Here is a 12915-nt window from a genome sequence, read left to right as displayed (position 1 = left end):
TTTCTATGCATGGCATCGAATCGCGCAACACAGGCCTGCATGCATGCGCGTTTCTGCTTCGATGCGGCGCTGCTTCGCGTGCGAAGCAGCGCCATCCGGGGTTACTGCACACTACGTCCAGCTGGCACTTCCCTGTGCTTACTTCGCGGCCCACGAAGAGAAGCGTTGCTCCAGCTCGTCGCCGTGGTCAGTCCAGAACGTCAGGTTCTGCAGCACGGCGTTCTTGCCGTTGGCGGGCGAGTTCGGCAGATTGGAGAGCGTCTTCGCGTCGAGCGACTTGATGGCCGCGTCGTTCACCGGGCCGTACGCAATGTGCTTCGCGTATTCCTGCTGCGGCTTCGACGACACCGTGTAAGCGATGTACTTCTCGGCGAGATCCTTGTTCGGCGTGCCCTTCGGAATCGCCCAGTAGTCGAGGTCATAGATGCTGCCGTTCCACACCACCTTCAGGTTCTTGCCTTCCTTCTGTGCGGCGTCGATGCGGCCGTTGTACGCCGTCGACATCACCACGTCACCCGCGACGAGGAACTGCGGCGGCTGCGCACCTGCTTCCCACCACTGGATATTCGGCTTCAGTTCGTCGAGCTTCTTGAACGCGCGGTCCTGGCCTTCCTTCGTGGCGAGCACCTTGTACACATCCTTCGGTGCGACGCCGTCGGCCATCAGCGCGAATTCGAGGTTGTAGCGCGCGCCCTTGCGCATGCCGCGCTTGCCCGGGAATTTCTGCACGTTCCAGAAATCGGCCCAGCTTGTCGGGCCGGTCTTCAGCTTGTCGGCGTTGTACGCCATCGCCGTCGACCATACGAAGATGCCGACGCCGCACTGCTGCGGCGCTTCAGGAATCAGATCCGACTTCTTCGCGATCTTCGACCAGTCGAGCTTTTCGTACAGGCCCTCGTCGCAGCCGCGTCCGAGGTCGCCGGATTCGACTTCGACGACGTCCCAGTTCACGTGCTTCGCTTCGACCATCGCCTTCACTTTGGCCTGCTCGCCGTTGTATTCGACGGCGGTCACCTTCGCGCCGGACTGCGCGGCGAACGGCTCGTTGAACGCCGCCTTCTGCGCGTCGCCATTCGCGCCGCCGAAGTTGACAACCGTCAGCTCGGCAGCCATGGCCTGCGCCGAACCGAGCGCCAGTGCAAGCGCACCGACGGCGATGGCGCAGCGCGATTTCCCGATCTTCAACATGGTGTGTTCCTCTCTCTCTTCTGGTGGTCCGTCAGGGTCGTTATCGTGCTTGAGTACTGCTCAACTCAGGCGAAAACGCGCAGATGCTCAGGCGCGAATTCGAGTGCGACCGGTGCTCCGGGCGCAAAGGTATCGAGTGCTTCGGTGCCGAGCGGCACCTTGACGAAGCACTCGTCCTGTTCGGGCAACCCGCAGCGCATGCGCACGTGGTCGCCGAAATAGATGAGGCCGCGCGCCTCGCCGGCGAGCGCGTTCGAGCCGTGCCGGCTCGCGCCGCCGGCGAGCTTCATGCGCTCGGGCCGGATACACGCGACGGCCGGTGTGCCCGCCTGCGCGCCGCCGATGTTGCGGCCTTTCAGGCGCGTGCCGTCGGCCAGGTGGAATTCGCAGAACTCGCCGTCGACATGGGCGATCGTGCCGCGCAGCTTGTTGCTGTCGCCGATGAAGTTCGCGACGAACTCGTTGCACGGCGATTCGTACAGGCTGTCGACGGTATCGAGCTGCTGCACGATGCCCTTGTCGAACACCGCGACGCGGTCGGACATCGTCAGCGCTTCGCCCTGGTCGTGCGTCACGTAGACGAAGGTCACCCCGAGCTTTTCGTGCAGCGATTTCAGTTCGTACTGCATGTGCTCGCGCAGCTGCTTGTCGAGCGCACCGAGCGGCTCGTCCATCAGCACAAGCTTCGGTTCGAACACCAGCGCACGGGCGAGCGCAATACGCTGCTGCTGACCGCCCGACAGTTGCGCCGGATAGCGCTTCGCGAAGCTCTCCATGCGCACCATCCTGAGCGCGTTATCGACACGATGCGCGCGTTCGTCCGCCGACAGTTTGCGCACCGTCAACGGATACGCCACATTCTGCTCGACTGTCAGGTGCGGGAACAGCGCGTAGTTCTGGAACACCATGCCGATGTTGCGTTTATGCGGCGGCACCGTGTTGAGCAGCGTGCCGTCGAGCCAGATCTCGCCGCCCGTCGGAAATTCGAAGCCCGCCAGCATCATCAGGCAGGTGGTCTTGCCCGAGCCCGACGGCCCCAGCAACGTCAGGAATTCACCCTGATAAATGTCGAGATCGAGTTGCTTGACGACGAGCGTTTCACCGTCATACGTCTTGCGCACACCTCGAAAGCTGACGATCACATCGTTCGTTTTCATCGACTACGTCTCCTTCGTCATCCCGGCTGGCTCCCCTCGAAAGAGGAAATTGCATTAATCGCGTGATCCACTATAGCCCGTCCCGGTTCTACAATATGGAACCATTTCATTATTCCGGATAGAACCACTTGGACACGGTCATTTTGTCTGACTGGCTCGCCGCACGGCTCGACCGGGTGGCGGCCGAACCCGTCTACCGGCAGGTGCTGCGGCTGATGCAGCAGGCCATCCTGACCGGCCAGCTGCCGCCCGGCGCCAAGCTGCCAAGTTCGCGCACGCTCGCGGGCGACCTCGGCATCGCGCGCAACACGGTGCTGCACGTCTACGACCAGCTGACCGCCGAGGGCTACGTGATCTCGACGACCGGAAGCGGCACCTATGTCGCCGACACGCGCCCGGACAGCGCCGCGGTGGGCGGCCGCAAGACGGCCGCCACGGTCGCGGCACAGGTGCCAGCCAGCGTCGCCGGCGTCACGGATCTTGCTGCACTGCCGCAGCCGCCAAAGCGTGAACGCCGCTGCCTGTCTTCGCGCGGCAGCCGGCTGATCGACAAGGCGGGCGTCTCGCTCAAACAGTGGGGGGCGTTCATGCCGGGCGTGCCGGATGTCGCCGAGTTTCCGGCGCGCACCTGGAGCCGCCTGCAGGCCCGCCTGTGGAAGGAAGCCAATCCCGATCTGCTGACCTACGCGCCGGGCGGCGGCTACCGGCCGCTGCGGCGCGCGCTGTCGGACTATCTGCGGGTCGCGCGGTCGGTGAACTGCACGCCGGACCAGATCATCATCACAACGGGTATTCATCAATCGATCGATCTCGCGGTGCGGCTCCTGACCGATGTCGGCGACCGCGCGTGGGTCGAGGAGCCGTGCTATTGGGGCGCGCGCAGCGTGCTGCAATCGTCCGGGTTAACACTCGTACCGGTGCCGGTCGACGAAGAGGGGCTGAACCCGCGCGAACAGGATGTGCAGGATCCGCCGCGCCTCGCACTCGTTACGCCATCGCATCAGTATCCGCTTGGAATGGTAATGAGTCTCGCGCGCCGACGCACACTGCTCGAATACGCGAGACAGCACGGCGTCTGGATCATCGAAGACGACTACGACAGCGAGTTCCGTTACGGCAGCCGCCCGCTCGCGTCGCTCCAGGGGCTGGACGATGCGGGCCAGGTGATCTATGTCGGCAGTCTGGGGAAGATGCTGTTTCCGGGTTTGCGGATCGGCTACATGATTGCGCCGGAGCATATGGTCGATACGTTCCGGACGGGCGTCGCGGAGCTGTATCGCGAAGGGCAGCTGATGCAGCAGGCCGTGCTCACCGAATTCATCATGGACGGCCACCTGACGTCGCACGTGCGGCGCATGCGTGCGTTATACGGAGAACGCCGGCAGATCCTGATCGACGCGATCACCGCGCAGTTCGGCGACGCGTTGCCCGTCATGGGCGACGAAGCCGGCCTGCACCTCGTGCTCGGCCTGCCCGACCACGCAAACGACCGCGAAGTGGTGGCGGCGGCCTACGACGCAGGCGTGATCGTGCGGCCGCTCACCTCGTACTACAGCGGCGAAGGGCCGATGCGGCGGGGGCTGCTGCTCGGCTATGCCTGCGTGCCGAATGAGAAGATCGGGCCGGCCTTCGCGACGCTCGCCCGCATCATCGAACAGACGGCGCTGCGCGTGCCGACGCGCGCCGCCTGATCTCCGCGCCGCCGAAAGCGCCGCTCATTTCAGTCCGAAATCGACGCGCGTCGGCGCGCCCTTGTCCTTGATGCCGTCCGCGTTGAGCTTCGGCGCGACGATGAAGACGCGGCTGCTGTCGATCTTGCCTTCGAAGTACTGCTGGATCGCTTGCGCACGCCGTTGCGCGAGATCGCGCAGGTTCGCCTCGGTGATCGGCGCGTGTTCGGCGAGCGCGGCCTTCATCTCGTCGTCGGGCAGCGTCTTCGTCAGGCCAACGAAGTTGCGTGGCTTCTTGAAGTCGCCATCCTTATAGGCCTTCGTCAGATACTTTTCGTACTCTTTCTCATCGACTGCGATTGTCGACGGATCGATGCTCTCGCCGTTGCCGACCACGTCCTTGACCTTCTGCTGCTTCACCAGACGATCAACGTACAGCGAGCGCAGCGCCGGCTCGTCGACGGCCGGGTCGACGCGGCCGATCAGGTCGATCTTGATCGACGGCTTGTCGGCGAGCGCCTTGGCGATCGTGTCGAGCTTCTGGGTGGCGGCGTCCGTGAGCTTCGCCGAGCCCGCATCGAACTCGACGTAGCCCATTTCTTCGCCACCGCCGCCAAACGCGTTGGCAAGCAGCGAGAACGGCGCGGTCACGGCCTTCTCCAGCAGGTTCAGCACCGCGTGCCAGATCAACCCGCCGATGCTGAACTCCGGATTCGAGAGCGAGCCGGAGACGGGAATGTTCACGTCGATCTCGCCGCGCGAGTTCTTCAGCAGCGATATCGCGAAACGCACCGGCAGCTTCGTGGCGGTGTCGTTGTCGATGTGGTCGCCGAACGTCAGCTGGTCGATGAACAGGTGGTTATTCGCGGTGAGAAGATCGTTGTCGAGCTTGTAGTGCAGATCGACGTTCAGCTTGCCCTTCGTGATCGGGTAACCCGCGTACTTCGCCGAGTAGGGCGTGAGGTTCGTCAGCTCGATGCCGTGCGCGCTCGCCGTCAGGTCGAGCGCAGGCTTCGCGATCAGCGGATTGACCGTGCCGCGAATTGAGATCGGACCATTTGCGGCCAGTTTCGCGGCGACGTCGACGGGCGCGGGCGTGGTCAATTGCGTGCCGAACGCGCCGATGGTCCCCTGAATCGAGACGAGGTTCGCGGTGAAATTCGGTTTGATGAAGTTGTCGGTGTACGTGACCCTGCCGTTCTGCAGAACCAGCTGACCGAAGTGCATCTTCACCGGGCTCTGCGGCGGCGTCGCGGCAGTCACGGTCTGCGGCGTGGCCGGTGCCGACGCGGGTTCTGGAGCCGATGCGGCTTGCGGCGTCAACGGGATGGGCTCCCTGCCACCGCTCTTGTCGCGCGTCAGCGATTTCGCGGCACCGCTCTCCTGTGCGACCACGTCTTTCAGGTTCAGCTTGCCCTGTGCATCGAGCAGGACGCGGCCATAGAAGTTCGAAAAAGTCACCTTGCCAGCGTCGACGTTGGTGCCGTGCTCGTCGTAGTTCGCCTTCAGGTTCGTCAACGCGAGCGAACCCCAGCCGGCAAACGGATCGGAGGTTGCCTTGTCGAGCATACGGACGTCGACGAGCGCGGTGTCGCCCTGATACGACGCCTTGAGCGCGCTTTCGCCTTGCCTGTTTTTCGCACCTTGCGACAGCGCGAGTTCGCCCTTCGCGTTCAGGAGCGCGCTCGCGATCGTCGCGTTCAGCTTGTTGCCAAAGTACGGCTCAAAAGCCGCCGCGTCGAGACGGTCCGCGTCGATCTTCAGCCCAAGCTTCAGCGGCGTCGCGGTGACATCGCCAGTGACGCCAAGCGTGCCCTTGCGATTGAGCGTCGCCTGAAGGTCGACGGGCAGCGGCTTGCTCAGGTCGTCGGTGATCTGTTGCACTTTCAGCTGCAACGGCGTGAAGCTGAGTTTGACCGGATGCGGCGTCGTGTTGTCGGTGAAGTTGGCGGAAGCGTCTTTCAGGTTAAGTTCGCCGATCCGGTATTGCCACGACGGCCCCTGCTCCTGCGCCTTCTGAACCTTGTGCAACGCCGTGTGCTCCGGCGCGGCTTCGTGCGGACCCGCCAGCGCAGCCAGATCGATGCTGCCGTCCTTCAGGCGCTGTGCCTCCACCGTGAGGCCCGTTACGTCGACGCCGGTGATATCGGCTTTGCGCCCCGAGACGTCGACCTGTTTCACCTTCACACTGCCCTCTGCGAGCGTGACGACGGGTTCTTTCGTGCCGCGCGCCGCAAGCTTCAGCGATTGCAGATTCAGTTCGCTTTCACCGACCAGCAATTCCGGCGGCGACTTCGCCCAGTTCGCGCTCACGTTCGCGGTCGTGCCGAGCGTGCCGTCCATGACCTGCGCGGCCGTCACACCGTCGAGGTAAGGTTGCAGGAACGGCAGGCGCACGGCCTTGAGGTGGATTTTCGAGTCCGCGGTTTTCGCGGCGAGACCGAGCAAGCCGGACGCGTTCAACGAACCACCGTCCTTGAACGCCATCGCCAGCGTGTATTGCGCCAGCGGCTGACCGAGCGTCGAGAAGTTTGCCAGCGTGACATCGATGTTCGCGAAGCCCAGCGTAACCGGCGTCGCCACGCCATGATCCGCAACCTGCACTGTGCCGTTGTTCAAGGCGAAGCGTTTGATCGACAGATCGAGCGGCGGTGCGGCCTTCTGTTCCGCCTGCGCCGGCGAAGCACCGACCGGCGCGCTGGCGGACGTGCCGGCTGCCGCGGCTGAGGCGCCCGTTGCGGCCGAGGGCTGCGCTCGCGCGCCGGCCTGACCCTGCGCTTCGCGCGCCGGCGCGAACATCCGCTGAACGTTCGACACGCCATCCTTGTCACGCGACAACGCCACGTTCGGCGTATCGAGCCGGATCTCGTCGAAGCGATACACGCTCTTGAGCGGCTCCAGCGATGCCGCGGCCACATGCAATCCGTGCGCAGCGAAGAACGGCGCCTTGCCCTCATCGACGATATCGATATCGGCGAGATCGGTGGTGCCGGTGACGCTAAGCGTCGGCGCGTCGCCCGTCATCACGAAGTGTAGCTTCAGGTCGCTCGAGAGCTTGCCCGCCTGAATAACGACAGGCAGCTTCGCGGGCACATATGACATCAAGCGCGGCACGTCGAGCCCGTCGAAACGAAGCGCGACTTCCGATTCACGCGATGCGGAGAACGGCTTCGTTCTGCCGTCGATAGCAAGCGGACTGCCGTCGACCCGCGCACGCAGTTGTGGCTGCACGAAAATGTCCGTCTTCGACGGCAGTGTCGCGATGAAAGGAATGCCGAGCGACCAGCGGTCAACCACATGCTGCACGCCAAGCAGGCGGTCGTCGAATTCGATGCGGCCGTTTTCGATGTGAATATTCGACACCGAGAAGGGCGTCGGCTTGCTCTCCGGATTCGACGGCTGCTTCGTAAACTTCTCGATCAGATCGGTGAAATTGAAGCGTTGCGCATCGTAGCGAACGATATGAAAGCGCGGCGAATCCACCCTCACTTCATCGATGATCGGCGACGCACGAAACAGCGACGACCACGACGGCCGTACGATCAGCCGCTCGATGTCGATGAAATTGCCCGCACCGCCGCGCTCGCCGATATGGATGCGGTTCGCTTCCAGATTGAGCGTGTACGGATTGAGTGCGACGCGGCCGATGGTGGCAGGCCTGTCGAGTTGCTTGCTCAACTGTTGCTCGGCGATGTGGCGAATCAGCGGAGGCGCCGCAAAAAAGCCGAACAGACCGAACAGCACGAGGAAAATCAGCAGGCCGAAGATGATGCGTCGGGTTCGACGGGCTTGCGCGACGCCGCGCGCGGCCTGCAGGGAAGAAACGAGGGTTGCCTTGTTGGTGCTTGCCATGCTTGGTCGCCGGTGATGCGGCGGCAGCCCACCGCGATGACGTAAGTCCAGATTGCGGGAAGTATACTTCGCTAAACTTGCACGACAACAGCAATGTCAGGAAAGGTGAATCGTACGCAGTGCGTTTCGTGCCGCGTACTACCGCGAGTCGTGCGCCACCTGGTGCGGACCCGCGTCTGTCACATCACTGACGCACGACGGCCGGCGGCTGCCACGTGCCGTCAGTGGCCTGCGGCTTTGGCGCATACAGGCGCATCACAAGCTGAAAGTCTGCGCGCGGCGCCGGCAACCAGTTCGCGGATTTCCCGCGCGCTGACGAGACAGTCACATCCAGCGAACCGTCCCGATTGCGGTGCGCGCCGTTGCGGTCGCCCACCGCGACGTGCGCCGGTGCGCTTTCGCCGAGTGCGCCATCCTTCGTGTAAGCCGTAATCGACCAGAAGCCGCGCACCGGCGGCAACTGGTTCGGCTCGAAGCGGATCACATAGCGGTTCGCGCCATTGAGCGCATGACCATCGCTATCGAGCGCCACCATCGCGCGCACTTCGTCGTCCTTTGTACCGACGCCCGGCTGCGTGAACGCCGCGTACGCACGCAGCGCATAGTCGGGTCCATAGTTGCCGACACCATCGCCGAACCATTTCCAGCCATTGGCCATCAGCAGGTTGGACGGAGGCGTGGCGACGCGTTCGCGACCGTCGGCGAGGCCCGCAGCGATCGCGTCGCTGGCGTTCTTCGGCAACTGCACCGGCTCACCGGGGTTCACGCCGAGATTGCCGAGAATGTTCAGCGCATGCGGGTCATCCGGCGACGGTGGGTTGTCCTGCAAGGCCTGCGCCAGCCGGTTGAAGAAGCCATTGGCGTCGAGCGCGGCGACCTGCGTGGCCGGCGTACCGGATACGCCCATATCCGGCGGATTGCTGCGCGCGACCACCGAAGCCACGCGCGTATCGCCGTTGAACACGCTGAGCGGCGCGACGCGGATCGCGCGTTGCAGTTTGCGCACAGCCGTCAGGTCATGCTTGCCGTTCGACTGCACGCGCACGTCGATCCAGACATAGCGCGTCGGTACATCGATGCGTTTTGCATTCGCGGGCAACGTGCCCTGCCAGTCCTTCTGGACAAACGCAATCGTTTTCGCTTTCAGGCCGCCAACACGCGCGTCGGTTTGCGCGCCCGTCGACCAGATCACGTTGGTCCACATGTCGAGCGCGCGGGCGTCGACATAGCGGCCATGCGAATCCGGCAGCGACAGGATCACAGGTTCGTCGCTGACATCCAGCCAGCCGGTCGAATCGAGCGTGTCGAGACTGGGCGTCGATGGGCTGGTGGCGCCGACGGGCGGCAATGCCTGGGCGTGACGCAGCGTGTTGACGGGCGCCTGCCCCGGATCGGTGCCGGTGGCCGCTTCGCGGGCCAGGTCCATCAGAACGAGCGGATAGGCGAAAACATAGGAGTCGGCGACTTCGTCCTTGATCCAGCCGGTAGTCTTTGGCGCGACGGTGGGTGAAGAGGCGCATCCCGCAAGAAACGCAAGGCCGGCGAGCGACGCGCAGGTCGAGGAAAGAGAAAACAGTTCTCGTCGAGTTTTTATCATTCGTTGATTCTTGCGGAACAGCGGTCCATTGGGTGCCGACGCTCAGCGCGGTCCTGTTCGCATGGCGCCCCCCCGGGTCCGATGCGAAGCTGTGCGAATCTGATGCCGACATCGGGTTGTATCGTATCCTTGGCGGCCAGGCAAGAGCAACGGCTCGCGGATACTGTTCCCGTGAACGCGACGCCGATTGTTGCACTATCGTAAGCGGTAAGCGGTCTCGCCCCGCAATTGTTGCCGTCCTTTCGCATCCGGAGCTTGTATGTACATCCCTGCCCACTTCGAAGAAAACCGCCCTGAGATGCTGCACGGGCTGATGGCCGAACACCCGTTCGGTACGCTCGTCACTCATGGACCCAATGGGCTCGATGCCAACCATCTGCCGTTCGAATTCGATCCGGCCAGCGGGCCGCATGGCACGCTGCGCGCGCACGTCGCGCGGGCCAACCCCGTCTGGCGTGAGGCTGCCGACCGGCCCGACGCGCTGGTGATCTTCCAGGGTCCGACGGCGTACATCTCGCCGACGTGGTACCCGAGCAAGCATGAGACGCATCGCCAGGTGCCGACCTGGAACTATATGGTGGTTCACGCGCATGGCCGGATCGCCGTGCGTGACGACGAGGCGTTCGTGCGCGGTTTCGTCGCCCGGCTGACCCGCAGGATGGAAGCGGGCGAGCCGCAGCCGTGGAAGATGGGCGACGCTCCAGCTGACTATCTTTCCCAGATGCTGGGGGCGATCGTCGGCATCGAGATCGAGGTGACGCAGCTCGTCGGCAAGTGGAAGCTGAGCCAGAACAAGGCCGGCGCGGACCGGCGTGGCGCCGCGGACACACTGCGCGAGCGAGGCCGCGACGAGCAGGTGGACATCGCCGACGCGATGCTGAAAGCGCCGCCCGCGCTCTGAGCGTCGCCAGGTTTCCCGGTTGCTACGTGACGACGCCGCGCCCGGGTTGCCCTTGGGTGGCGGATGAGCGTATCGGGCGCTTAAACAGTGCTTGACCTTCCCACCATGGGAACGTCGAAACTGGTTTCATCGGGCGGACCCTTTACCGCCAGCGGAACCGGAGCAAAACATGACCGATCTTTCCACCCCCCGGCGTGTCGCGCCCACACCGGATGCAGCCACGGCGGCTTCATCTGTCGAATCAGTCGAACTCGACATCGGCGGGATGACGTGCGCATCGTGTGCATCGCGGGTTGAAAAAGCGCTCGCGCGGGTGCCGGGCGTTACACGTGCCACCGTCAATCTGGCTACCGAAAAGGCCACCATCGAGGCCGAAACGTCTGTCACGGCTGACACGCTCGTTGCGGCTGTCACGAAAGCCGGCTACGAAGCGACGCCGGTCGTTCATGAAAGCGCCGCCCCCGCCGCCGCCGATGAAAAGCCCCGCGACAGCGCCCGCCATGACCTTTACGCCGTTCTGCTGGCTGCGCTGCTGACGCTGCCGCTCGTCGTGCCGATGGTCGGCGAATGGTTCGGCCTGCACGCCATGCTGCCCGTCCCGGCCCAACTTGCGCTGGCGACGGTCGTCCAGTTCGGTTTCGGCGCGCGCTTTTATCGCGCGGCGTATCGCGCGGTACGGGCTGGCGCGGGAAACATGGATCTGCTGGTCGCCCTCGGCACGTCGGCCGCGTACGGAGTCAGCGTCTACGAAATGGTGACGCATCCCGGTGACACGATGCATCTGTATTTCGAGGCGTCGGCCGTGGTGATCACGCTCGTGCGCTTCGGCAAATGGCTCGAGGCACGCGCCAAACGGCAAACCACCGATGCGATCCGCGCGCTCAACGCGCTCCGGCCCGATCGCGCACGCATTCGCGTCGGGACCGACGAACGCGAGGTGCCGCTCGCGCAGGTGCGCGTTGGCACGCTCGTCATCGTGCTGCCGGGCGAGCGTGTGCCGGTCGACGGCGCGGTGCTCGAAGGCCGCACGCACATCGACGAGTCGCTGATTACCGGCGAAAGCCTGCCGGTCGCAAAGCAGCCCGACGACACCGTCACCGGCGGCTCGATCAACGGCGAAGGCGCGATCGTCGTCACGACGACAGCGATCGGTGCGGAAACGACGCTCGCGCGGATCATCCGGCTCGTCGAATCGGCGCAGGCGGAGAAAGCACCGATCCAGCGACTGGTCGATCGCGTCAGCGCGATCTTTGTGCCGGCGATCCTGGTCGTCGCGGCACTGACGCTCGGCGGCTGGCTGATCGCCGGCGCGGGCGTCGAAACTGCCATCCTCAACGCGGTCGCCGTGCTGGTGATCGCCTGTCCGTGCGCGCTCGGCCTCGCGACGCCGGCGGCAATCATGGCGGGCACCGGCGTCGCCGCACGTCACGGCGTGCTGATCAAGGACGCGCAAGCGCTTGAAATCGCGCATCGGGTGAACGTGATTGCGTTCGACAAGACCGGGACATTGACGCTTGGACAACCTTCGGTCACGGCGTTCGAGGCGATCGGTATCGATAGCGGCGAGGCGCTCGCGCTCGCCGCTGCGGTTCAGCGGCACAGCGACCATCCGCTCGCCCGGGCGGTGGTGGCCGCGTATGAGCGGGCACAAGGCGAAACGAAATCCGCTACAGCTTCGCGTGCGGGTGCTTCCGTGGCCGCGTCCGCCGCGCGGGCGGTGGCCGGTCGCGGCGTCGAAGCGCATGTCGACGGCCGCACGCTCGCCGTCGGAAGCGGCCGCTGGCTGCAGGAAACCGGCATCGTCCTGCCGGATCAGTTTGACGCCCGTGCCCGCCAGCTCGAAACGGAAGGCAATACGGTTTCATGGCTGATGAGCCTGGACACGCCGCCCGCGGCCCTCGCACTGATCGCCTTTGGCGACACCGTGAAGCCGACCGCGCGCGAAGTTGTCGCCCGCCTCAAGGAAATGGGCATCAGGAGCGTGCTCGTCACCGGCGACAACCGCGGCAGTGCGGCGAGCGTCGCCGCCTCGCTCGACATCGACGAGTTCCATGCCGAAGTCCTGCCTGACGACAAGGCCCGCGTGGTCCGCGACCTGAAGATGCGCACGGCGGGCATCGTCGCGATGGTCGGCGACGGCATCAACGACGCCCCCGCACTCGCGGCCGCAGACATCGGCATCGCCATGGCCACCGGCACCGACGTCGCCATGCAGGCCGCCGGGATCACGCTGATGCGTGGGGATCCGGCGCTCGTCGCCGCCGCCGTCGATATCTCCCGGCGCACCTGGCGCAAGATCCAGCAGAACCTGTTCTGGGCGTTCGTCTACAACCTGATCGGCATACCGCTGGCCGCATTCGGACTGCTGAACCCCATGTTGGCAGGCGCGGCGATGGCGTTCTCGAGCGTCAGCGTGGTGACGAACGCGTTGTTGCTGAGGACATGGCGCGGCGCTCGCTCGGAGCGCTATCAGGGCAGCGCCTCAGCCAGCTCCGAGGAAAGCCCGTTGAAAGAAAAAGTGGCCCAAAGCTAAAGATGCCCTGGTGACCT

The 12915-nt window shown here is 64.6% G+C and carries 7 protein-coding genes; 3 read left to right on the top strand and 4 right to left on the bottom strand.

Going from position 1 to position 12915, the window contains the following annotated elements; genetic code table 11:
* Positions 1-138: 138 nt before the first annotated feature.
* Entirely contained in the window at positions 139-1188 is a 1050-nt protein-coding gene (locus P3T23_RS02935; protein ID WP_429314676.1) for an ABC transporter substrate-binding protein, read from the bottom strand.
* Between the two features lie 65 nt (positions 1189-1253).
* Positions 1254-2345, bottom strand: coding sequence for an ABC transporter ATP-binding protein (locus P3T23_RS02930; protein ID WP_429314675.1), 1092 nt, complete (start codon positions 2343-2345; stop codon positions 1254-1256).
* A 128-nt stretch (positions 2346-2473) separates the two neighbouring features.
* Between P3T23_RS02930 and P3T23_RS02925 the strand changes: the two genes are divergently transcribed.
* On the top strand, positions 2474-4036 hold the full coding sequence (locus P3T23_RS02925; protein WP_429314674.1) for a PLP-dependent aminotransferase family protein: 1563 nt from the start codon (positions 2474-2476) through the stop codon (positions 4034-4036).
* Positions 4037-4060: 24 nt separating this feature from the next.
* Here P3T23_RS02925 and P3T23_RS02920 read toward each other — a convergent pair whose 3' ends face one another.
* Entirely contained in the window at positions 4061-7867 is a 3807-nt protein-coding gene (locus P3T23_RS02920; RefSeq protein ID WP_429314673.1) for a DUF748 domain-containing protein, read from the bottom strand.
* 184 nt (positions 7868-8051) lie between these two features.
* Entirely contained in the window at positions 8052-9464 is a 1413-nt protein-coding gene (locus tag P3T23_RS02915; RefSeq protein WP_429314672.1) for a DUF1254 domain-containing protein, read from the bottom strand.
* Between the two features lie 259 nt (positions 9465-9723).
* Between P3T23_RS02915 and P3T23_RS02910 the strand changes: the two genes are divergently transcribed.
* Entirely contained in the window at positions 9724-10365 is a 642-nt protein-coding gene (locus P3T23_RS02910) for an FMN-binding negative transcriptional regulator (RefSeq protein WP_429314671.1), read from the top strand.
* 169 nt (positions 10366-10534) lie between these two features.
* Entirely contained in the window at positions 10535-12898 is a 2364-nt protein-coding gene (locus P3T23_RS02905) for a heavy metal translocating P-type ATPase (protein WP_429314670.1), read from the top strand.
* Positions 12899-12915: the final 17 nt, after the last annotated feature.

Origin of the sequence: Paraburkholderia sp. GAS448, assembly GCF_050435685.1 — a bacterium.
Taxonomy (GTDB): Bacteria; Pseudomonadota; Gammaproteobacteria; order Burkholderiales; family Burkholderiaceae; genus Paraburkholderia.
The sequence above is the reverse complement of the archived record's forward strand: the minus strand, read 5'-3'. Positions and strand labels throughout refer to the sequence as shown.